This window comes from Bradyrhizobium sp. LB8.2 (assembly GCF_040548035.1).
Classification (GTDB): Bacteria; Pseudomonadota; Alphaproteobacteria; order Rhizobiales; family Xanthobacteraceae; genus Bradyrhizobium.
This window is the reverse complement of the sequence record NZ_JBEPQV010000002.1, coordinates 157347-180431: the sequence shown is the minus strand read 5'-3', so window position 1 is coordinate 180431 and position 23085 is coordinate 157347. Positions and strand designations below refer to the sequence as shown.

Genomic DNA, 23085 nt, shown 5'->3' with positions numbered 1-23085 from the left:
CCATCCCTCATTTTGCTTGTTGGAACTCCAGAACTCATTGCGCGCGGCGGCGGGTCTTCATGTCGAGCCAGACCGCGAGAATGACGATGATGCCGGTGACGAGCGGCTGCCAGTTGGCGCTGACCGACAACAGGTTCATGCCGTTCAGCACCAGCGTCAGGATCAGCGCGCCGATAAAGGTGCCGAAGACTGTGCCGACGCCGCCGAACAGCGAGGTGCCGCCGATCAGCACCGCTGCGATCGCGGGCAGTGTCAGGCTTTCGCCGATGTCGGCCTCGGCCGAATTGAGCCGCGACAGGAAGATGATCGAGGCGAGCCCCGCCATGGTGCCTGATACCGCGTAGACCAGCAGCAGGCGCCGCGCGACCGGAATGCCGGAGAGCCGTGCCGCGACCGGATTGGCGCCGATCGCATAGATCTCCTGACCCCAGATCGTTCGCTGCGCAAACAGCGTTCCGATCCCGAGGAACACCAGCAGCAGGTAGACCGGGATCGGCAGGCCGAACAGATAGCCGCTGCCGATCTGGCGGAAGCCCGCCGGGAAGCCGTGCAGGGTCTCGCCCGCCATGTACCAATAGGTGAGGCCGTTCAGCACCCAGAGCATGCCGTAGGTGGCAATGAAGGAGGGGATGCGCAGCGCCGTGACCATGATTCCGTTGAGGAGCCCAACGATGCCGCCGCAGGCAAGCCCGGTGAGGATGCCGAGCGCGGGCGAGCCGGTCTTGTGGATCACGGTGCCGGCGATGCAGGCCGACAGCGCGACATTGGCGCCGACAGAGAGATCGAGGCCCGCGGTCAACACCACCAGGGTTAGGCCGGAGGCGATGAAGAAGGTCAGGCTCGCCTGCCTGAGCACGTTGAGGATGTTGCCGAGGCTCAGGAAGGAATCGCTGAGCACCGCCAGCACCGCGCAGATCAGCAGCGCCGCGAGCAGGCGATAGAATACCTGGATCGCGTCCTGCGACAGGAACGAGCGCGGCGGCGCGATGGCGTCTTTGCTGATGTCGGTCATGCGCGGCTCCGCAGGCCATCCAGAAACAGCGCGACGATGACGAGCACGCCGACGCTTGCGACCTGCACCGAGGAGGGCATCGAGATCAGGTTCAGCCCATTGCGTAAGACACCAACCGAGACGACACCGAGCACGGTGCCGAGAAGCCAGCCATTGCCGCGCTCGAACGAGGTGCCGCCGACCGCAACGGCGGCGATCGCATCGAATTCGAGACCGAGGCCCGCCGTCGGGTGGCCGGAATTCATGCGCGCAGTCATCAAGAGACCGGCGATGCCGGCCATGGCGCCGCCGATCGCGTAGACCGCGATCAGCAGCCGGTTCGGCGAGAGGCCGGCATAGCGCAGCGCCTCCCGGTTGCCGCCGAGTGCGAAGATGTAGGTGCCGAAGCGGGTGTGATAGAGCAGGCCGTGGAACGCCGCATAGGTCACCAGCGCCATCACGATCGGCACGGGAATGCCCAGCAGCGTCGCCGAATAGATGTCGCGCACGCTGTGGGGAATGCCGACCACGCTCTGGCCGTCACTGACGATCAGCGACAGGCCTTGCGCCATGCCGAGGGTGCCGAGCGTCGCGACGAAGGGCGGGATGCCGAGGATGGCGACCAGCCAGCCGTTGACGGTGCCGAAGGCCGCGCCGACCAGCAGGCCCGCGCCGAGGCCCAGCAGCATCGAGTGGGTCGCGAGCGAAACGATGGCGACGCAGAGCGAGGTCAGCGTCAGCACCGCGCCCATCGACAGGTCAAGCCCCTCGGTCATGATGATCAGCGTCATCGGCAGCGCGAGCATGGTCAGGATGGTCGACTGCACCAGCACGTTGGAGAGGTTGGCGACGGACAGGAAGCCGGGCGCGATGGCGCCGAACACCGCGATCAGAAGCACCAGCACGATGGCGACGCCGGGAATGCGTTGCAGTGGATTGGACTGTGAAACGACGGCGGCCTCACGCATGATGCATCCCCAGTCGCACGATGTTCTCCTCGGTGAGCTCGCTGCGCGTCAGGTGCCCGGCGATGCGCCCCTCGCGCATCACATAGGCGCGGTCGCAGACATGGCAGATCTCGACCTGCTCGGACGAGATCATCAGCGCCGCCGCGCCTTCCGCGACAAGGCGATCGATCAGGGCAAAGATTTCAGACTTGGCACCGATGTCGATGCCCCGGGTCGGCTCGTCGAAGATGAAGAGCGTTGATCCCGCAGCCAGCCATTTGCCTATCACGACCTTCTGCTGGTTGCCGCCGGAAAGAAGGCCGACGGTCTGGCGTGCGCTTGGCGTCGCGATGCGCAGCTGCTGGATCAAGCCGTCGGAGGTGCGCTGCGCGCCACGCTGGTCGAACAGGCCGCTCGGGAACAGCTTTCGCAGCGCCGATACCACCAGATTGTCACTGACCGACCGCAGCAGCGCGAGACCCTCGCTCTTGCGGCTCTCCGGGATCAGCGCAATGCCGCGGCGCGCGGCAAGATCCGGTTCGCCGGACATAGCCTTGCCGTCGAAGAAGATCTCGCCTGAGCTCACGGGATCGGCGCCGAAGATGGCGCGCGCGACCTCGCTGCGGCCCGATCCGACCAGGCCGCACAGGCCGACGATCTCGCCTCGGCGCACCTCGATATTGATGTCGGAGATTCCGGTGGAGGCACTCAGCCCCTTGACCTCGAGCAGCAGCTCGCCGGGCTTGTCGGAAAAATTACGCGGATAGGTCATGTCTACGTTGCGACCGACCATCATGCGGACGAGCTGGTCCGGCGTGACGTCGGCAGGGCGAACGCCGTCGATGCGGCGGCCGTCGCGCAGCACCGTAATGCGGTCGCCGAGCCCGAACACCTCGGCCATGCGGTGCGAGATGTAGACGATGGAGACGCCGTCGGCCTTCAGCCGCGCGATCAGTGCGAACAGCAGCTCGGTCTCGCGGTCTGACAGCGCCGCGGTCGGCTCGTCCATCACGAGGATGCGCGCGTTCTGGCTGATCGCTTTCGCGATCTCGACCATCTGCTGCTGCGCCACCCCTAACTTGTCGACAATGGTGGAGGGATCGATCTCGAACCCGATCATGCCAAGCACACGCCTGGCGTCGGCGAGGATCTTGCTGCGATCGATCGTGCCGGGGATGCGCCCCCGCGGCTCGCGGCCGAGGAAGATATTCTGGGCGATATCGAGATGGGGGACGAGCGAGAATTCCTGGAAGATCACGGCAATGCCGAGCTTCTGCGCATCCGCGGTCGAGTTGATCGCGACCGGCTCGCCCTTGTAGTAGAACTCGCCGGCATCGGCGCGGTAGGCGCCGCACAGCACCTTCATCAGGCTCGACTTGCCGGCGCCGTTTTCGCCAAGCAGCATATGGACTTCGCCGGGGAAGACGGCAAAGGACACGTCGTCGAGTGCCTTGACGCCGGGAAATTCCTTGCTGATGCCGCGCAGCTCCAGCAGCGGGGCAGGTGAGGTGGGTTCAATGTCCAATGCGGCGGTGCTCATGCGCGCGCTCCGCTTGCGAAGATCTTTCCGGGATTCATCAGGCCGTTGGGGTCGAGCGCCTGCTTGATCGACCGCATCACGTCGACGGCCTCGCCGAGCTCGTCAGCGAGATAGTCGATCTTGCCGAGCCCGATGCCGTGCTCGCCGGTGCAGGTGCCGTCCATGGCGATGGCGCGGGCAACCATGCGGGCTTGGAGCGCTTTGGCGCCTTCGACTTCCTCCGGCTTTGCCGGGTCGATCAGGATCAGCATGTGGAAATTGCCGTCGCCGACGTGGCCGACGATGGGCGCCGTAAAACCGTGTTTGTCCGCGTCGCGCCGGGCTTCGGTCAGGCATTCCGCCAGCCGCGAGATCGGCACGCAGACATCCGTGATCACGGCACGCGCGCCGGGGCGTAGGCCGAGGCCCGCATAGAGCGTGTTGTCGCGGGCGTACCAGAGCCGGCTGCGATCCTCCGGCGCTTTCGCCCAGGCAAAGCCATGGCCGCCATGATCGGCGGCGATGGCCTGCGCGGCCTCGGCCTGCTCGGCGACGGAGGTCTCGGAACCATGGAATTCGAAGAACAGGGTCGGGGCTTCGCGATAGCCGAGTTTTGCGTAGGCGTTGATACCGCGCATCATGACGTCGTCAAGGAGCTCGATACGCGCCACGGGGATCGCCGACTGGATTACGGAGATTGCGGTGTCGACGGCATCATGCAAGGTATCGAAGCTGCACACCGCGGCCGAGATCGCCTGCGGGACCGGATGCACCTTCAGCGTGATCTCGGTGATGATTCCGAGCGTGCCCTCGGCGCCGACGAACATCCGCGTCAGATCATAGCCGGCGGCCGACTTGCGCGCGCGCCTGGCGGTCCGGATCACGCGGCCGTCGGCGAGCACCACCTCCAGCGCCATGACGTTGTCCTTCATGGTGCCGTAGCGCACCGCCATGGTGCCGGAGGCGCGCGTGGACGTCATGCCGCCGATCGAGGCGTCGGCGCCGGGATCGATCGGAAAGTAAAGTCCGGTGCCGCGCAGTTCCGCATTGAGCTGCTTCCGGGTGATGCCCGGCTGCACCACGACATCCATGTCGCTGTCGTGCACCGTCAGCACCTTGTTCATGCGCGCGAAGTCGAAGCAGACGCCGCCTGCGACCGCGGCCGCATTGCCTTCAAGCGAGGTGCCGGCGCCGAACGGCACGATGGGCATATTCGCACCGGCGCACAGCTTGACGATTTCGGCGACTTCCTGCGTGGTTTCAGGGAAGACGACGATGTCGGGCGGCAGGTTGCGATAATGCGACTCGCTCTGCCCATGCTGATCGAGCACGCCACGCGCGACGCTCGCGCGCAGGCCGATCATGCCCGTGAGGCGATCGGCCAATATGCTCGTGCTGACCCGCGGTCCCATCCTTGCTCCCTGTCTGCCCCTGTTGCCGGACTCTTGTCTGGTCCGCCGTCGTTCAGTTTAAGCGGCTCTTGCGCTGCTCGCGACCTGCTTCAGGCCGAAATCATAGTTGAGATGAAAATACTCGCTGTCCACCATGCGACCATCCGGCGCACGGCCGGGCGGGCAGCGCACAAATTCGCGGATCAGGCTGTCCTTGACGCCGAACACCACGTCAGAGTCGAGATATTGGTCGCCGGCGACGAACACATGGGTCACGAGCTGCTCGAAGCCGGGCGCCGAGATCATGAAATGCACATGCGCGGGACGCCAGGGATGGCGGCCCTGGACCGCCAGCATGTCGCCGACCGGGCCGTCATGCGGGATCGGATACGCCGCAGGCTTGATCGACCAGAAATTGAAGCGGCCATTCTGGTCGGTGTGGAAGCGCCCGCGCATCGCGAGATCGCCGATCTTGTCGAGCTGCTGCACGTCGTAAGAGCCATCATCGTCGGAATGCCAGACGTCCACGACGGCGCCGGCAAGCGGCCGTCCGTCGACGGTCGACACCGAGCCGGTGACGAGCATCGGATCGCCTTCCATCGGACCGGAGATGTCAGCGCCGTTGTTTTTCTCGGGCGACGCCTGCACGAAGAACGGGCCGAGTACCGTGGTTTCGGTCGCGCCTTCCGGCACCGGATGGTTGATGGCGTCGACCAGCATGGAGACGCCGAGCGTATCCGACAGCAGGATGAACTCCTGGCGTTTGTCGTCGCACATGTGGCCGGTGCGGGTCAGGAAGTCGATGCCGTAGTCCCATTCCTTCTGGGTCGGTCGCACCTCGCGGACGAAGGCATGAAGGTGGCGCACCAGCGCCTCGCTGACTTGCTTGATCCGCGGATCGGTCGCGCCTGCGATCCGCTCCAGCACCGCGTCGGTGATCGTGTTCTCGTTGACGTTACGCATGTGTGCCTCCGCCGATCAGAGTTTGGGTTCGCCAAGCCCGGACAGCCGTTCCAGATGCTTGACGGTCGCGATGAAATCAGTGTCGCCGTCGCCCTGCGCCACCAGCGAGCCATAGGTTTCGCGCACTTGAGCCGCGAGCTGAAGCGGAACGCCGACGGCATGGCCGGCGCCGAGGATCAAGTCGAGATCCTTGGCCATCTGCTTGCAGGAGAAAGTCGAGTCGAAATCGCGGTTACGCAACGGCGCGGTCTTGTACTTCACCATCGGTGAGGCGACCGCGCTGTCGTCGAGAACTTTCAGAATGTCCTGCCAGCCGATGCCGCCCTTGCGCGCCAGCGCCAGGCTCTCCGCCATCATGGCGGCCGACACCGCGATCATCAAATTGACCGCAAGCTTCGCATATCGCGCTTCCTCGCCGGGCCCGAGATAGGTCTGCGCGCGGGTGAAGGCGGCGAACAGCGGCTTTGCGTTTTCGTAGGCGTCCTTCGGGCCCGAGACGAAGCAGCTCAGCGCGCCGGTGTGAACGATGCTGGCGTTGCCCGAGACCGGCGCCCGCAGATAGGCAATGCCGCGCGCCTGCGCGGCGATTGCAACTTCCGTGGAGGCTTCGACGCTCACGGTGCTGGTCTCGATCAATACGGCTGCCGGCGCCATTGCGGCGATGAGGCCGGTCGGGCCGAGCATCGCGCCGCGCAACGCCGTGTCGTCCGGCAGCGACGTGACGATCGCGGCCTTGCCGCGCACGGCCTCGGCCGGTGAAGCGGCAATCGAGATGCCTTGCGCGCGCGCCTCGTTGAGCCGTGCGTCGTTCCGGTCGAACGCGGTCACTGCGTAACCGGCCTTGGCGACGAGCACCGACATCGGCAGGCCCATCTTGCCGATCCCGATGAAAGCGATGTTCTCTAGCGCGTCTGTCATTGTTGTTGTCCTTGACGCCCTCAGGCGGCGTGTCCCTGTCGTTCGATGTCGCGCACCAGCCGCCGGCCGGATTGCACGAGCAGTTCCTTCTTCGCCTCCAGACCGTCGGCCACCAGACGGCCATGTCGCTTCTTCCAGACGCCGCCGATCATCACGGCCTCGATATTGGCGAGGCTCGTCTGCATCACCACGGTGGAAACGGGATCGTGCACCGGGACGAGGTTGAGATCGCTGGCATCAATGATGACGAGGTCGGCGAGCTTGCCCGGCGTCAGCGAGCCGATCTGGTTCTCGCGGCCGAGCATGCGCGCGCCTTCCGTCGTGATCCAGCGTAGTGCCTCGCGGACGGGGATCGTGGTCGTCGCCGGAATGGTGCCGTTGACCTTTCGCGACTCGGCGTTGTCGAGCGATCGCTGCGTCGAGAGCGCAACGCGCGCAGCGGAGAAGAGATCGCCGGCGAGCACGGATTCCAGATCGATGCCGATGGTCGGCCGCACCCCGCGCTTGAGCAGCCGTCCAGTGATCGGAAAGCCATGGCCCTGGATCATCTCGTTCTCCGGCGCCACCGAGAAGGACACGCCGAGGTCGACCATCCGGTCCAGCAGATCGTCAGGCAGGTCGTTGCCATGGACGATGTTGATTCCGGCGCCGACGAGGCCGGCCTCGATCAGCTTCTCCCAGCCATCAGGCGTCTTCGCGGGACCGCCGCCCTGATGCATCGATGCGATCAGCTTGAGCTCCCGCGCCATGCGGAAATCGTGCATGGCGACGTCGAGCGTCGAATAATGCGGGCCGAGGATCGCGAGCCCAAGCGTGACGAGGCCGTCGCGGTCGGCGAGGGGCCCCGCCAGCAGCCGCTCGACCTCGCGGCGTGGATGCGGCACCTCCGAGAAGTGCCGCTCGCCCGGTTTCGGCTCGGGCTTTGGCGAACCGTGGAAGAAGGCAGCGCGGATGCCGCTCTCGATCAGGCCGCGCACGGCAGCGTCGGTGTGATCAGGCGTCGGATTGTTGTGGCACCAGTCGACCAGCGTGGTGGTGCCTTGGTTGATCTGGTTCAACGCGCCGACCAAGGTCGCGATATAAATGTCCTCGGGCCGGAAGACCGTTGCGAACCCGGCATGCATCCGGCGGAAATATTCCAGCAGCGTCCAGTTGGCGGCATAGCCGCGCAGCGCCGTCTGCCAGGTGTGCATATGCGCGTTGATCAGGCCGGGGATGACGATGCGCCCGGTGCCGTCCACGATCTCCGTTTCGGCCGCGCTGCTGCCGACGTCGATCGATGGGCGCACGTCGACGATGCGGTTGCGCTCGATCAGCACGTCGCCAGTGCTGAAATCGCCGATCGCATCATCCATGCTGATGATGACCGCGGATTTGATCAGCGTGCGCCGCATGGAATCAAGCCACCGCTTTGACGTCGGCGGGCGGCTCGCCGGCCCAGGCGCGTGCGATCAGGTCGCGGATGGCGTTGCGCTCGAGCGGCCGCGGGTTCCAGTAGGCGTTGGTGACGGCCAGGTCGGCAGCCTTGCCGATGCCGTCTTCGGGCATGCCGATGTCGCGTAGTGCAAGCTTTGCACCTAGCCGCTTTGCGAGATCGTAGAGTCCGCGCGACGCATCGGCAGTACCGATCGCGCGCGAGATGCGTGCCATCGCATCGGGCACGGCCGGCGCGTTGTAGGCCAGCGCATGCGGCAGCACGATGGTGTGGGTTTCGGCATGCGGCAAATCGAAGGTGCCGCCGAGCGTGTGGCAGAGCTTGTGATGAAGCGCCATGCCGACGGTGCCGAGACAGACGCCGCATAGCCACGCGCCATAGAGCGCTTCGGTGCGGGCCTCGCGGTCGTCACTCTTGGCGGCGATGGCGGGCAGGGCACGTGCCAGCGCGCGAATGCCTTCTTCCGCCATCAGCGACGTGACCGGATTGGTGTCGCGCGCATAGAGCGCCTCGACTGCATGTGCGATCGCATTGATGCCCGAGGTCGCAGCCAGGCTCGCCGGCAGCGTCAAAGTGAGATCGACATCGTAGATCACGGTCTCCGGCAGGATGGCGGCGTCGCGTACGGTGGTCTTCAGGCCGTTCTCGGTCTGGCCGACGATCGGCGTCATCTCCGAACCTGCATAGGTTGTGGGAATGCAGAGCTGGTTCACACCCGTGCGCAAGGCGAGCGCCTTGCCGAGGCCCGTGGTCGATCCGCCGCCGAGCGAAACGACGCAGTCGGCCTCGCATGCCTTCATCTCGGCGAGCGCCCGCTCCGTGACCTCGACCGGCGTGTGCATGGTGGCGCCCGGAAAGATGCCGGCATAGAGCGAGCCGAGTGCCGCGCCCAGGCTCTTGCCTTGCGCCTCCTGCTGCGGCGTCGTCAGCACCAGCGCGCGCTTGCCGCCGAGCCGCTCGACCTCGGCTTTGGCCGAGGCCAGCGTTCCGCTGCCGAACACGACGCGGCAGGGCAGGTTTTCAAAGGTGAACGTACCGATCATGCGCCGGTCTCTTTGATGGGATAATCGACCTGGAAGCGCCCGATCCGCAAGTCGCCCAGCGCCTCGCGCACCCGCAAATGTTCCGGGTGGGTGGCGTAGGCCTGGAGCGAGGCGTGGTCGGTGAATTCGGAGAACAGGACGACGTCGCAGGCGTAGTCGACATCGCTGACATCCACGCCGACCTCGATATGGGTGAGGCCGTCGATCCTGCCGCGCAGCCCCTCGAACAGGGTTTTGACCTTGATCCGGGCGGCGGAACGCTCCGCTGGCGTCTCCCCGCGCAGCCGCCACATCACGATGTGCCTGATCGGGCCCGACATTTCCCTGTTTCCTCGCCTGCTATCTTGCTTGTGTTGGCGCCATTTTGACTTGCGGGATGCGGAAATAAAGGCCAATAATTGCAAGTCTCTTTTTCTATTTGCGAAAAAATGGACCGCCTGCTCCAACTCGAAGTGTTTGCCAAGACGGCCGAACTCGGCAGCCTGTCCAAAGCTGCCGAAGCCCTGCGCATGTCGAATGCTGCCGCGAGCCGCCACCTCAGCGCGCTCGAGGAGCGGCTTGCGGTCCGGCTGATCGAGCGCAACACCCGCCGGCTGTGGTTGACGGAGGCGGGGCAGGAGCTGCTGGAGCGCTCCAGCCGGGTCTTGAGCGAATTGGCGGAGGCCGAGGACATCGTCAGCGACCGCGCGCTGTCGCCGCAAGGCACACTGCGGGTCACGAGTTCGCTGTCCTTTGCTGTGATCTATCTGGCGCCGATGCTGCCGGCCTTCCGCGCGCGCTATCCGAAGCTCAACATGCAGATCACCACCGCCAATCGGTACTCCGATTTCATCGAGGCCGGAATCGACGTGGCGATCAGGACGCGCGAGCAGGAGCCGGATTCGAACATCATCGTCCGCCGCATCGGCCAGATGCGGCGTGTGCTTGCTGCTGCGCCCTCGTATCTCGCAAGCTGTGGCGAGCCGGAACAGCCCGCCGATCTCGCGCGCCACAACATGCTGGTCTACAATCTCGCCAACGATCCTTATTCGCTGCGCCTGCGCAAGGGCAACGGCGCGCAGACTGTCCGCATCACGCCGACGCTCGACAGCAATGACGGCCAAGTCATCCGCGGCGCCGCACTGGCAGGGCTCGGCATTCTCATCCAGCCGCTCTACATCGTGCAAAGCGATATCGCGGCGGGTCGTCTCGTCCCGGTTCTGATGGACTGGGAGCTGCCGCTGCTGACGATGAACATCGCTTACCAGAACCGTGCCGGACTGCCCGCCAAGATCAGGGTCTTTTCCGACTTTCTGGTCACCCACATCCGCGAGCATTCGCAGCCGGGGATCTGGATCGACGCGGCGAAGTGAGACGAACGCTTTGAGTTTCGACTGCCATGATCCGGCAGTTGATTGGCGGGCCGATTGATCAGTGTGCCGAGTTTGCGCTGGTCCGCGGCGACAAAACGCGCGACGGAAATTTGCTCGTGAAGGCGCGGGTCTTGGGTTGGACACGCGATCCGTCGATCACCTCGAGCCGGCCGCAGCGGTTCAAGGTGTGCAGCTTCCTGCCGGGCCAGGCCGGTCCGGGCCTCAGGGAGTGGCGGACGATCTGCTTGAACGTCGTCGGCGACAACTCGACGATTTCCGCCAAGGCGAGCGCTGCTCCGTATCCGCCAGCACAATCCTGGACCGGTCGCCACAATCGGTCATTGACGGTAATGAAATTCCCCGCAGGTCGCGTGCTCGCGCGGTCGATCAGGACGGGGTTGCTGGCATGCGGCAACCACGGGCCCATGAGGTGCTCGGCGTAATAGATCGCCAGCGAATCCGAATACCCGCCGGTGCCGTCGCGCCAGGCCCCGAACAGATAGTTCAAGCCGTTGTGCCGCGTGATCGTCGCATCGGCGAGTTCAAGTCCTGAAAGCAGTGTCGCGTGCCGCTCCCATTTGTCCGGAAACCGAACGCATTTATAGATGGCGACGTCCCCATTGGTCGAACTCTCCGGGATCATCCACAACGCACCATCGTCCTCGATGAGGAATGGATAGGAGAGGTGCCAAGGCTCCTCCAGCACGGGGACGACCTCTCCGACCGGGCCGGCGTCGTTGAACTCGATCGCCGACACGATGCCTTTTCCAACCCGGTGGTCGAGGTCTTCAAAGAAGACGAATGTTCGGCCCTGCCAGGTGATCGGGAAGGGATCGGCGTAGAAGTGGTTTCCGGGATCTGCAAGGACGTTCCAGCCGGACCCGGAGAGATCTCCGGTCTGCCAGACGCCTGCGCCATCATTGAAGCGCCATCCGACATGCCAATGCGGGGCATAGCAGCAGAGGCGATAGATCTCCTTAGCGATCGATACGGCGAGGCCGCGCGCGACGTACGCCGCTGGCGGGCGGCCGTTGCCGGCTCGGGCCGGGCGTGCCAGCTGCGGCACGATGCGCGGCCTTCCCGACAGGATGGCCGCCACCATGGTCAGGGTTCGCGCCATGACCGTTTCTAGGCCGCCGCTCAGACCGGCCGCGATTTCGGCGGAGGGGTGGCCGCGATCGAGGATTGCACCGTCGACCTCGTCCACGATTTCGATCACCGGCAGGTCGCCGGCGAGAATGGCGGTAAGGGCTGCGTTTTCGCCTGCGGCTCCATTGAACAGCGGGCGGAGATACTGCCGGGCGGAGCAGTTCGGATCCCGCGCGGCGCCGGTGAAATCGACGATCATGTCGGCCGTGCCGGCGCGAGCCTGCATCCGTTCCGGACTGATCTTCAGCCTGTCGGCGCCGCTGTGCTTGCCCTTGTGCAACACCAAACGTTCGAGCTCGAACAGCGCGTCGAGACCGGTGGGGCGCGGCTCGGCCGTTGCCGTCCATGCGATCTGAACCGGTACATCCCGGCCGTCGACCGACAGCGTCTCGCGGCCCATCCACCGCCGCGCATGCTCAGTTTCACAGCGAAACTCGATGATCATGTCGAGCCAATCCATTTCAATGCGACCCGGTCAAATGACCTGGCCGAGAATTCGAACGTATTCCTCCACCATGGCATCCACTGAATAGCGCAGCTTCAGGCCTTTGGCGTTTTGTCGCAGTTCGTCGCTCAGTTGTTGGTCCGTCAGCAGCCTGGAGACGGCCGCCGACAGCTTCGTATGATCGGAGGCATCGACGAACAGCGCCGTCGGCTTTCCTTCAACGGACAACACCTCGCGCAAGACGGGAAGATCGGTGACGACCGAGGGAACGCCTGCGTTCGCGGCTTCCACAGCGGCCAGACCGAAGGTCTCTGCCTGGGTCGGAAATACGAACACGTCGAGAGCGGCGAGAAACTCCGCCATCTGCCGCGGGGTGATTTCGCCGAGCAGATGCAGCCTGTCCGAGACTTTCAACTCATCCGCCAACTGCCTCAGCCGGGCCTCGTCGGCTCCCTGGCCGGCCAGTGCGAGGTGCCAGGATGGTTGATCCGGCAACAGGCGTATCGCGGCATCGAGCCGCTTGTGCGGGTGCAATCTTGCCGCGCAGCCGAGCAGGACGGCATCCGGCGGCAGATTGAATTTCTGTCGTGCAGCTTGCTTCGACAGGGTGAGGGCCTTGTCGTCGAAGCCGTGCGGGACATGCACCATGCGCGACCGATAGGCCGCAGGGTAGCGCGAATACTCGCGCTGCATGTCCAGCGAGTTGAGCGTGATGCGGTCGAAGAAGCCGAGGCTGCCCATGACGATGTCGGCCGCACGGACCGGCCAGCTCATCGACAGCGCCGATGAAACCTGATTGGCGATAACGGGCGCGCGGCAGACGAGGCGCGCCACGCCGGCGCCGATGACATTGCCGAAGTGCTGAAACGTCAGAACTGCGTCGGGCCTGGTGGCCCTGATATGGCGGCCGAGCGTCCACAGCATTTGCAGCAGTGCCAGCGGATGTCCCGGCCGGTGCGATGCGCAATAGACCGTATCGGGCGGCTCATCGAACGAATCCGACTTGCGGAAGAAAAACAGATTGGTGACCCGGTAGCCCCGCGCGGTCAGCCCGGCGCCAAGCAGTCGCGAGATCTCCTGCGCACCGGCGTTCTCGGCCTGGGTCTGTACGAGAAGCACGTGCAGCTTTCGTCCGCTGCCCTCGGGCGGCGGGAGTGCTGTCGCAGCCGTCTCGCCCAACTCCTTGTTTGGCTGGTAATGGAGCACGGATCCCGATCCACTGATGAAACGAAATGTTCACCTTCTTGACTCCGTAGCTACCATGCGGGCATCGCGCGGACACCGACTAGCAATAAACGGAGTTAATGCGCGGCCTGCCGGAAGGGCACCGTTCGCGAGAGAATTCCGCTGGTTCCCAACCAAATGAAGCGAGCGCGTTAACCAATTGGTCATGGTCGGATGAGGCGCGGGTAACCGCGGATTAACCATAGATATTTACGTTGGAGGAGGCCACTGAACAGTGTTCGCCAGTTGAATCCGAGTAAAATCCATGACGTTCGGTCGCCGCGCAGACCCGACAAGTTCCGGATCGACCGGTGTCGCCGCGTCGTGGCAGACTCGGAATGGGTCGAACGGCGAGGCTCGTGAAACCGCCGCACGCTCTGGCGGTGCGCTCACGGCCGCGGGTGCGCTCTCCTTCTTGCGGGACAACGCTCGCCGCATCCTGACGTTCGCAGTCGCGATCTTCGCCCTTGGCGTCGTCGTTCTCCTGGTGATTCCGGTTCGGTACGCAGCGACCGCGCTGGTGGTGGTCGATCCCCGCGAGCAACGCGTGACCACGGAGCAGGACGTTCTGCCGGGTATCGGGCAGGATAGCGCCGCGCTGCAAAGCCTGGTCGAAGTGGCGAAGTCCGACGGCTTTCTGAAGCCGCTGATCGAGCAGCTCAAGATTCGCGACGACGAAGACATTTCGGGAGGACACACCGACCCCGCGCGCCTGCTCGAGAGATTCCGCAACCGCCTCGACATTTCCCGTCGCGGACTGACCTATGTCATCGCCATCCGCTTCACCTCGAGCCGGCCGGAGCGGGCGGCCTACTACGCCAATGCGATCGCCGAGGCGTTCGTCGCCAGCCAGGGCCGCAGCCGCACCGATGCGACCGACGAGGCCGCCGACTGGCTCAGTGGCCGGCTCAAATCATTGAATGAACGGTTGAAGACGTCAGAGGACGCCGTGGCCACGTTCAAGCTCGAGCACAGGATCGTCAACGCGGGCAAGGATTCCACCACCCAGCAATTGCGGGTTACTGAACTGTCGCAGCAGGTTGCCGCTGCGCGCGCCCGGACCGAAGAGGCGAAGGCCCGCTACGAGCAGGCACAGCGCGACGTGAAGGCGAATGTAGAGAGCCCCGTCAAGCAGGATCTCCTGAGCGCTCTGCGCGCACAGCGGTCGGCGCTCAATGACCAGATTGCGCAGAAGCGGGCGGTGTTCGGCGATCGCCATCCCGACCTCGTCATGTCGTACAGCCAGTTGACCGATCTGAACAGGCAGATCGAGGTCGAGCGGACCAAGGGCATCGACACCGCAAAATCGGAATACGAGGCCCAGCGTGAGCAGCAGAAGGCGCTGGAAGGCCAGATGAAGGCGGCGGAATCGCAGCTTCTGGTCGACGGTCAGGCTCTGGTCCGGCTCCAGGAGCTGCAGCGCGACGCCGAGGCCAACAGAAACATCTACGAGCAGTTCCTCTCGCGCTCCAAGACGACGAACGAGCAGCGCCTGTTGCAGAGCTCTCAGACCAAGGTTGCGTCTTCCGCCATTCCGCCGCTGCGCTCGACCCTGCCACCGCTGTCTTTGCTGCTCGCCGCTCTCGCGATCGGTTCGCTGCTGACATCGACGGCGGTCGTCGCCGCCACGGGACGCGGATCGGACAAATCCGCTCCTGATATCCGCGACCCCGAACCGGCTCCGCGCCAGCCCGCGACCTGGTCACGTCCGCCCGTGTGGGCCCGCATTCCCGACCTGACGCCCGGCGAAGTCCCTAGAAACATCTGGCAAGGGCCGGTGTCCGCGACCACCGAACTCGATCTCAGTCCCCATCTGCGTCCGTTGCTGGAGCGGCTGGAGAAGGTGCCGGGACCTCTTGGCAAGGTCGTCCTCGTGATGTCGGTCGGCAAGCGGGCCGGCGGCAACACCGTCGCGCGGTCGCTGAACCGATGGGCCGTGAACACGGGGAAGCTGAGCGTCCTGATCCGGGTCGAGCCGGACCTCGGCGGTGCCGGGGCTGGCCTCGCCAACGGCCAGGCCGACGGCATGACCACCGCGGACTTTCGCAGCGTCGACGAGCTCCTGAGCGCCGGCAAGAAGCCCGAGCCACAGCCCGCAGACGATATTCGTTCGGAGTTCGATCTGATCGTCGTCCACGCCACCTCTCTGGCCTTGCAGCCGGAGGCGGCGGCGCTGGCGGCTCACGCCGATCTTGTCATCCTGGTCGCTCGCGAAGACGCGGTCGATTCGGCCGCAATGCGCAGGGCTATTGCTGCGCTCTCCCGGTTTGTCGGTGTGCCGACCGGCATCGTCGTCAACCGTGTGCCGGCGGGCCCGTCGGCATCCCGTCGCGGCGAAGTGCTGGGGCTGGCTGGTTGACGCCACGCGGCAACGGATTGCCGAGCCATGCAATGCCCTGACCGAGAAGACGTCTATTCGCCGGGTTCCGCGCCGCGGACCGCGTAGGCGCCGCGCTTCGATGCCGAGAAGCGCAAAAGTCCCAGAACCGAAGGATCGACCCCGGTTCGCCGCCGACAGAGGATGTTGAGGGCGATGGTCGCGAGCGCCAGCGACACAGTGGCCGAGATCGCTGCGCCAAGAACGCCGAGCCAGGGAATGAGGATGAGAAATCCGATCAGCCGCAACGCCACGTTGGCGGCAACGACAGGGACATACTCGCGCTCATGGCCGGTCAGCTGCAAGATCGCCGCAGATGGACCGCCCGCTGCCTGGAAGGCCGTCCCGATCGCGAGCACGATCAGGACCCAGTGCTGCGCGGCGAAATGCGGCCCGAACAGGTTGAGAAGATGGGGACCGCCAACCCAGATCAGGAGAAGTCCGCTGACCACGCACAGCGCGGTCACTTCCGCCATGAGCCGCAAGGTTCGCTCGAATTCCTCGTGGTTCTTGCTGAAGTACAGTGAGGGGAGCCGCCGCGCGCTAAAACTGTACAATGCGGCGGACAGCATGGCGAACATGTTGGCCAGGCGCGAAGCGGCAAAATAAATTCCGGCGGTTGCCGGGTCCAGCATCCAGTAGACCAGAATGACGTCGAAATACTGGTTCGCTGCTTCCAGGATGGACGCGACCCAGAAATGGAGCGCGCTCGATCTCCAGCGCGACGTCTCGGAGCGCACCGCCGTGCCGCGGAAATCCGGCAAAACTCGCGCAATCGCGATGGTCTGCGCGACCAGCCCGACCGACATGGCAATCGTCATCACGGCGATCAATTCGGCGGGATCGAGCTGCCGATGGCCGGACATGATTGCGAGCAGAAACAGCACAACGCTGACGCGCCAGAAGAACTCCCTGTTTCCTTCTCCCATGAGAATGCTGACCAGCGAGCGAGCGATCTGGCTGCCAAGCATCAGTCCCGCATTGACGGCGATGTAGGCCGACACCGCGATGATCAGCAGCCACGAATCGCCTCTGATGTTCGCGCCGATCGCGGTTGCGCCGATCGCAATCAGCATTGCGACGGAGGAAATCCTGAGGCTCGATAGCAGAACGCCTTTGGTGAGATCGGGCTGATTACCCACCCGATACTCGTTCAGAAATCGCACCAGCAGCGATTCCTGGCCGACCAGCCCGACGACCGCCGCCATCTGGGCCACCGAAAGCCAGGTCGCAAAGATGCCGAACCCATCGGGCGACATCGTTCGTGCCGCCAGCGAGAACAACGCAAACGCAAGCGCACCGCTACCAACCTTGAGGAGGATGGTTCCGGCAACACCGCGCGTCACGTCGCGCCGCATGAACTGGACGATGGAATCGATCATGGGAATTGAAGGGGTAACTCCCCCTGGAGAGACATTTTCCGATACAGCCGACAGCCTAGCATGCCGAAAAACCGCGAGTGTTAATGGGCGGCCTCCATGCGCTTGCCGGCCGCGACGATGTCGTGGCTATGCCGGCTGCTTCACTATGGAACATCGCTGACCCCACGGTCCCAGATCAAGCAAAGCCCGGCCCGATCGCGTGGCGGCATAGCGCCGTATCGACGGTCAATGAAGGCGAGATGAGCCGTTTGAATGCGGACTGGCTCGCCCGGAATGGCCGCCGAGTTGCCGGAGACCGAGGTTTGCAGGGCATCCTCAGCAAGGCGCGTGCCGGATATCGTCAAGCCGGGCAGCCCTCTGCTTCATTAACCGAGATATCGAGAAATGATCGCGTTTGGTCCTGTGATGCGACATCAGGCGAGAGAATTGCACGTGCAACCATCGTTGACCGTGGGAGCCTGGACTATGACGGCCGATAGCAAGTTGACTGAGCCGAACGCTGGATCTGCGACCGCGACGATCGTCGCCGACATCGCCATTGTCGGCGGCGGCCTTGCGGGATCGCTCGCGGCGGCGGTGCTCGCGCGGGCAGGGCATCGTGTCGCTCTCGTCGACAAGCGCGCGGTCTATCCGGACGAGTTTCGGGTCGAGAAAATCGGCGGCCATCAGCTGGTCATGTTGCGCAAGCTGGGCTTCCTCTATGCGCTCGACCGCGTGGCCTGCCGATATGATCAGGTACTCAATATCAGGGAAGGCAAGGTGGTCGATGTCAGCGTCGGCCAAGCTTACGGGCTTCCCTACGCCGATCTCGTTGCCATGGCGCGCAGCCAACTGCCTGATCCGTCGAGCCTGATCGTCGACGAAGTCACTGCAGTCAATTGTAGCGACGATATCCAGCATATCGAGCTCGCTTCCGGAAGGCGCCTCGACGCGCGTCTCGTCGTTCTGGCTACGGGCATGGCGGGCGTTCTCGGCTACAAGCTCGGCATCAAGCGGCGCGTGCTGGCCGAGCGCCATTCGGTTTCGTTCGGCTTCACGATCGCCCGCCGGGACGATGCGCCGTTCGCTTTCGAGGCGCTGACCTGTTACGGCGAGCGCACGGCGGACGGCATCGATTATCTCAGCCTGTTTCCAGTGCGTGCCGGTATGCGCGCAAACCTTTTCATGTTCCGCGACCCGACCGATCCGATCATGCGCGAGCTACGCCGCGAACCGGAAGCGACGGTTTTGCGCCTGCTGCCGGGATTGCGGCCTTACCTTGGCGATTTCCACGTGACCGACCGGGTGCAGAATTGGGTGATGGACCTGTCCGTCGCGGAAGGACATCTCCAGCCCGGCGTCGTGCTCATCGGCGACGCGTTCCAGACCAATTGCCCCGCCGCCGGCACGGGCGTTGCCCGGCTGCTGGTGGACGTCGATCGCCTGTGCACCGAATATGCACCGCGTTGGCTCAAGACCGAGGGCATGAGCAAGGAGAAGATTTCGGAGTTCTATTCCGATCCCGACAAGGTCGCGGCGGACCAGCAGTCACTGAAGATGGCGCGCTTCCGCCAAGCCCTGACATCCCGCAACGATATCGGTTGGGACGTGCGGCGGCGGCTGCACTTCCTGCGCCGCAGTCTCACCCACCGGGTCGATCAAATGCGGCCGGGCTGGCTCGCGCATGTTCGAAGCGCGCTACGCGCCTGAGAGCCGCACCCTGTCGGCGCCTCGCGCTGGTCAGCGCGTCGGCGTCGAGGTGCGGGTCGGCAGGAGCCTGAACTCCGACATTCGCTTGGCGGCGAGTTTCAGCCAGGGCGCTTGTTTCAGGGCGAACAAGGATATGGCGCCAACGGTGCTGCCCGCCTGTGTGACCGCCCACATCGGCGAAGGCTGCGCGCCGAACAGTTTCTTGTAGGGTTCGTCACCGATGGTGAAATCGAGCATCCGATCCCCGCGCTCGATGCAATCCCTCGCCACTTGCTCGAACATCAGCGCGCCCAAGGACTGGCTCTTGTATCCGGCAATGTCGAAGGCGCTCATGATGACAAGGAAGCTGCCTTGATGGCAGAGTCCGAGCACGGCGGCGATCACGTCGCCGTCCATCTTCATGGCATAAAGCCGGACAAAGGAGCCGAGACCGCGGAGCGCCATTTCGGAATAGAAGCCGTAATATTCCGGACGCTGGAGCAGGTCTCCGTCGCCTTGTGCCTGAAAGCGCGGACCGCGCAATTTCCTCATCACGTCCAGCGCCTCGATCACGGAGGCGCCGTCGTTGCAGCATGAAAAACTCAAGTCGCCCTTCTTCTGGAGCTGCCTGGACTTTTTTGCGAGCTCCTTCTGATAGGAGCGATCCATCGCACTGGCGCGCCATTGCTCGAACGGCGCGACCAGAACGCTCGCGTAGGCATTGGAGTCCATCGCGACGCGGCGGGGCGTAGCCAGGAGGTTCTCGATCGGAAGCCGTCCGTCTGGCAGCTTGGCCATTCGCAGCAGATCGAACGGGCGGACGAGGCAGCGGATTTCTGCGCAGGCACTCTCGTCCTTGAGCAGCTCGGAAAATACCTGCGGGCTGCACACCGGCGCCAGATAGTCGGAGACGCGGAGGTCGGCGAATTCGACGGTCCGTATCGGGCCGCGCCGGACCCGCAGCAAGGGCAGCACCATCGCAAGGGTGCCCATCGGGCGGTGGCGGACCGCGACAACCAGGGGAGTTGCGCCTGCATGAGACGCGAGCCTGGTGTAGAGGGTATCCAGCCAGAGCGGATGCTGGAACGCGGTGGCGGCCGAGTTTTCAAACAGCTTCGCATAGTCCGGCGACAGGAAGTCGAATCCCTGCTCGATGGCGATGTCGAACGTGTTGCTAGGTCTGTTCATGCGCAGCCAGGGAAAACCAGATAGCTCGGGACGATCGAGCCGGATCTGTGCTTTATAGCAGGGTCGTTACGGGTGAGACACCGCCGGCGTGTGATTTGCATTAATGCTTCGAGCAACGTTCGTATCGTTACCAAATCCTTAAATTTCGCGCCCGAGCGGCCTCGTGGCGCGGAGATCGACCTGCGCTAGCAAATAATTAACCGAGCTTAAGGAAGGTCGTTTCATGGCCAGCCTGTACACCGAGGTGGATTCCGGGGCATCCGGGAGCGCGATCTGGAAGACGCGCAGCGTTGGCGCTGAGAGGATTGCCAGGGCGGCGATCAGCTGTTCGATCACCGTCAACGTGGTCGCGTCGATGGGCATCTTCAACGCCGGGCTGCTGCCGGCGGAGCTGAGCTTTCTGCAGCAGGCCATAGCCATCCTGATGTGGGGTGTCCTGATCTACGCTAGTGCATTCGTGCAGCCGCGTCTGCGGTTACAGGTCAATCCCGATCTGGTGGCGCTGGTCGCATTCTACGGCTTCGCCGTTGTCTCGGTGTTCTGGTCCAGCCTGAACGTCGCAGCGATCATGAAGAGCGCTGCGCTTGCGATGACGACGTTCGGCGCATTCTGTCTCGTCACGCGCGTCGATCTGGACGAGGTCGTGAGGACCACGGCCAATGGGCTTTTCATATTGGTCGCCGCATCGGCTTTCTGCGCGATCGCCGTGCCCGACATCGGGGTCGACCACAGCTGGATGCACAATGGTCAATGGCAGGGCATCTACGAATCCAAGCAGACACTTGGTTTCGTGGGTGCCTATCTGATGTTCCTTGCTTGCTATCGGAAGATGACGGGGCAGGGGTGGCTGGCCTTCCTCGTTGTATTCCTGCTGGCGTCAACAAGCGTCCTCGCGTCGGAATCGCGCGGCGCCGGTGCTGTCGCCCTGGCTGCTTGCGCAATGCTCGTGACCTCGATGTGGTCGGTCGGCTGCATGAGGCTCTATGCGGTCCTGCCATTCGTCATGTGCATTCTGGCCGGATTCCTGATCCTGTATTTTTATGCGACGGGATATGACGCCATTCATATCGGCGACGCGAGTGTCGATTTTACCGAGCGGACCTTCATCTGGCACTACGCGATAAGCCATTTTGACGATGCGCCGTTGCTCGGCTTCGGCATCAACGGCTTTTGGACGATCCCGTCGATCTACGATTATTTCGAACAGAACCACGGCTGGGTGCTCGACAATTATCACAGCGGCTACATCGCGATCCTGATGGAAACGGGATTTTTGGGGTACACGCTGTTTGCCGCGAGCGTCCTGCTGTTCTCGCACAAGATCCTCCATCTGATTTCCGCACGCACGATCGACCGATCGCACTGTGCTCTCATCATCGGATTCGTCGTCCTCAGCTTTCAGACCAATTTCACGGAGACGACATTCCTTCGCTCGACGATGTTCACATCGGTGCTCCTGGTGGGGTTTTTCTTCGCGACGTGCAGACCGGTGCGATCGACGGAATTGCAGTCTTTACCAATGGATGCAGGATGACCGCCGTACGCGCTCGTTGGCCGAGAAGCTTCAATCTTGCAGCAACGGCATTTTTCCTTCTGTTCTCCCATGTCCATGGGGCCGAGCAGCCCGCCTCCCGTGACACGCCAAAACTCGGTCGCGGCATCAACATTCTCGGCTACGATGGAATCTGGGAAGGTGGCCAAAACGCGCCATTTCGCCTGAACAATTTGACCGCAATCAAGCAGGCCGGGTTCTCGCACGTCAGGATCAATTTTTTCGGCTTCAAGTTCATGGGCCCAGGGAACGTCCTGGACGAGATTGTCCTGAGGCGGCTTGACGCCGTCATCGAGGACGTGCTTGCGAGGAAACTCGTTCCCATCGTCGATGAGCACGATACCCACCTTTGCCAACGCGACGTTTCCGAATGCGGCGAGAAGCTCAGGGCGTTCTGGCGGCAGATCGCCGAGCGCTACGCCGGCAGATATCCGGCGCTCGTCTTCGAGGTCTTGAACGAGCCTGGTGGAGAAATGACGTCCGCCAGCTGGAATTCGCTCCTCAACGAATGTCTCGGCATCATCCGCCGCACCAATCCCGAACGGCCGGTCATTGCCGCCGTCCTCAACACGGATGAGATCCCGGTCGACGAACTGGCTCTGCCGGCCGACGACAGGCACCTCATCGTCACGTTTCATTATTACGCGCCGATACGGTTCACCCATCAGGGCGCGCCCTGGTCTCCGACGTTTTCGCGGATCGGGCCCCTGGATTGGGGCAGCCCGGACGACGAAGCGAAGGCGGCCGCCGATTTCAAGAAGATGAGCGTATGGGCGGAGAAAGAGAAGCGCCCGGTTTATCTCGGTGAGTTCGGAGTGTACGAGCGTGCGCCATCCGACAGTCGCGAGCGCTATTTGTCGTTCGTGGCGAGAAGCGCCGACAGACTTGGCTGGGCATGGGCCTACTGGCAATTCGATCACGACTTCGCGGCCTTCGACAGCGCACGTCAGGCCTGGAAGCCGGGCATCCTGCGCGCCCTGATGCCGCCAACGCGTTGAAATCGCGCGCCCGATTCTTCTGCACAGTTTGCTGCACCTCCGAGCTTGCCGCAAATATCAGCCAGATCGCGATTGCCTTCAGGCGACGGTGAGAAGTCAGCTCGGGGAGGTGCGGTTGCGTCAAGCGGAACAAATTCACATCGCGGAAGGATTGTCGCGCTGAGACCCGTCGGGCAAAACACTCAGCACCCCGTCAACCCCTCCCGACAAAATATTCCGCTTTACCGAAATTCGAAAATGACGTATGTATCGCCCATCCCGGCTCACCCTTGAGGGGCGATCTTGTGTCGTGATGGTCGTAGAGCCGGGCTTGCGGTGGACGCGGCAGCGTCGGGCGCGAAAGTGCGGGCAGGGCGGATTGCTCTCCGTGAGCCCGAGGCTTCGTGCCGACGAGCGGCGCTGCCAGGTTCGTCTCGCCATGATGTCGACGGCAACGTGCACAACGCCGTCGGACCCTGTGGCGAAATGGCGAGCCGCGCGTACGGCAAAACCGTGTGGTCCTGGCCGTCGTTGCTACGGTCAAGCCTTTGCGGATGCGGCATT

At 63.8% G+C, this 23085-nt stretch carries 18 protein-coding genes; 5 read left to right on the top strand and 13 right to left on the bottom strand.

The genetic code is table 11. From position 1 onward, the window contains the following. Positions 1-34: 34 nt before the first annotated feature. From ABIB06_RS03275 to ABIB06_RS03235, 9 genes are read right to left on the bottom strand one after another with little or no spacing between them, the layout of a single operon-like run. Positions 35-1012, bottom strand: coding sequence for an ABC transporter permease (locus ABIB06_RS03275; RefSeq protein ID WP_247444889.1), 978 nt, complete (start codon positions 1010-1012; stop codon positions 35-37). Continuing rightward, positions 1009-1959 carry an ABC transporter permease gene (locus tag ABIB06_RS03270; RefSeq protein WP_354044164.1) on the bottom strand — a complete coding sequence of 317 codons (951 nt, stop codon included), beginning with the start codon at positions 1957-1959 and terminating at the stop codon, positions 1009-1011. Before ABIB06_RS03270 ends, ABIB06_RS03275 begins: the two co-directional genes overlap by 4 nt. Next, positions 1952-3478, bottom strand: a complete 1527-nt coding sequence (locus tag ABIB06_RS03265; RefSeq protein ID WP_354044160.1) for a sugar ABC transporter ATP-binding protein — start codon at positions 3476-3478, stop codon at positions 1952-1954. The genes ABIB06_RS03270 and ABIB06_RS03265 overlap by 8 nt, the downstream gene beginning before the upstream one ends. Beyond that, positions 3475-4869, bottom strand: coding sequence for an FAD-linked oxidase C-terminal domain-containing protein (locus tag ABIB06_RS03260; protein ID WP_354044156.1), 1395 nt, complete (start codon positions 4867-4869; stop codon positions 3475-3477). Before ABIB06_RS03260 ends, ABIB06_RS03265 begins: the two co-directional genes overlap by 4 nt. Before the next feature lie 57 nt (positions 4870-4926). Next, positions 4927-5811 (bottom strand): intradiol ring-cleavage dioxygenase, encoded by an 885-nt coding sequence (locus ABIB06_RS03255; RefSeq protein ID WP_354044150.1) that lies wholly within the window; start codon positions 5809-5811, stop codon positions 4927-4929. Positions 5812-5826: 15 nt separating this feature from the next. Next, a complete protein-coding gene (locus ABIB06_RS03250; RefSeq protein ID WP_354044148.1) occupies positions 5827-6729 on the bottom strand; it encodes an NAD(P)-dependent oxidoreductase in 903 nt (300 codons plus the stop codon). A gap of 20 nt (positions 6730-6749) precedes the next feature. Further along, positions 6750-8123 (bottom strand): amidohydrolase family protein, encoded by a 1374-nt coding sequence (locus tag ABIB06_RS03245; protein ID WP_354044145.1) that lies wholly within the window; start codon positions 8121-8123, stop codon positions 6750-6752. A gap of 4 nt (positions 8124-8127) precedes the next feature. Beyond that, positions 8128-9207, bottom strand: coding sequence for a maleylacetate reductase (locus ABIB06_RS03240; RefSeq protein ID WP_354044141.1), 1080 nt, complete (start codon positions 9205-9207; stop codon positions 8128-8130). Next, positions 9204-9527 carry a Dabb family protein gene (locus ABIB06_RS03235; RefSeq protein ID WP_247350212.1) on the bottom strand — a complete coding sequence of 108 codons (324 nt, stop codon included), beginning with the start codon at positions 9525-9527 and terminating at the stop codon, positions 9204-9206. Before ABIB06_RS03235 ends, ABIB06_RS03240 begins: the two co-directional genes overlap by 4 nt. A 108-nt stretch (positions 9528-9635) precedes the next feature. Between ABIB06_RS03235 and ABIB06_RS03230 the strand changes: the two genes are divergently transcribed. Then, positions 9636-10559, top strand: a complete 924-nt coding sequence (locus ABIB06_RS03230) for a LysR family transcriptional regulator (protein ID WP_279659824.1) — start codon at positions 9636-9638, stop codon at positions 10557-10559. A gap of 58 nt (positions 10560-10617) precedes the next feature. Here ABIB06_RS03230 and ABIB06_RS03225 read toward each other — a convergent pair whose 3' ends face one another. Then, positions 10618-12153: a glucosamine inositolphosphorylceramide transferase family protein gene (locus tag ABIB06_RS03225; protein ID WP_354044134.1), complete on the bottom strand. Its 1536-nt coding sequence runs from the start codon at positions 12151-12153 to the stop codon at positions 10618-10620. 30 nt (positions 12154-12183) lie between these two features. Continuing rightward, a complete protein-coding gene (locus ABIB06_RS03220) occupies positions 12184-13359 on the bottom strand; it encodes a glycosyltransferase family 4 protein (RefSeq protein WP_354044130.1) in 1176 nt (391 codons plus the stop codon). A gap of 283 nt (positions 13360-13642) precedes the next feature. On the opposite strand from ABIB06_RS03220, the gene ABIB06_RS03215 reads away from it, so the two are divergent. Next, positions 13643-15736, top strand: coding sequence for a Wzz/FepE/Etk N-terminal domain-containing protein (locus ABIB06_RS03215; protein WP_354044126.1), 2094 nt, complete (start codon positions 13643-13645; stop codon positions 15734-15736). Positions 15737-15789: 53 nt separating this feature from the next. Here the strand turns inward: ABIB06_RS03215 and ABIB06_RS03210 are convergent, their stop codons facing one another. Then, entirely contained in the window at positions 15790-17136 is a 1347-nt protein-coding gene (locus tag ABIB06_RS03210; protein ID WP_354044123.1) for a lipopolysaccharide biosynthesis protein, read from the bottom strand. A gap of 465 nt (positions 17137-17601) precedes the next feature. Here ABIB06_RS03210 and ABIB06_RS03205 point away from each other — a divergent pair, with 465 nt between their 5' ends. Further along, on the top strand, positions 17602-18825 hold the full coding sequence (locus tag ABIB06_RS03205; RefSeq protein WP_354044120.1) for an FAD-dependent oxidoreductase: 1224 nt from the start codon (positions 17602-17604) through the stop codon (positions 18823-18825). Positions 18826-18855: 30 nt separating this feature from the next. Here ABIB06_RS03205 and ABIB06_RS03200 read toward each other — a convergent pair whose 3' ends face one another. After that, positions 18856-19992: a GNAT family N-acetyltransferase gene (locus ABIB06_RS03200; protein WP_354044117.1), complete on the bottom strand. Its 1137-nt coding sequence runs from the start codon at positions 19990-19992 to the stop codon at positions 18856-18858. A 223-nt stretch (positions 19993-20215) separates the two neighbouring features. Between ABIB06_RS03200 and ABIB06_RS03195 the strand changes: the two genes are divergently transcribed. Continuing rightward, a complete protein-coding gene (locus tag ABIB06_RS03195) occupies positions 20216-21526 on the top strand; it encodes an O-antigen ligase family protein (RefSeq protein ID WP_354044113.1) in 1311 nt (436 codons plus the stop codon). After that, positions 21523-22542 carry a glycoside hydrolase family 5 protein gene (locus tag ABIB06_RS03190; protein WP_354044109.1) on the top strand — a complete coding sequence of 340 codons (1020 nt, stop codon included), beginning with the start codon at positions 21523-21525 and terminating at the stop codon, positions 22540-22542. The genes ABIB06_RS03195 and ABIB06_RS03190 overlap by 4 nt, the downstream gene beginning before the upstream one ends. Positions 22543-23085: the final 543 nt, after the last annotated feature.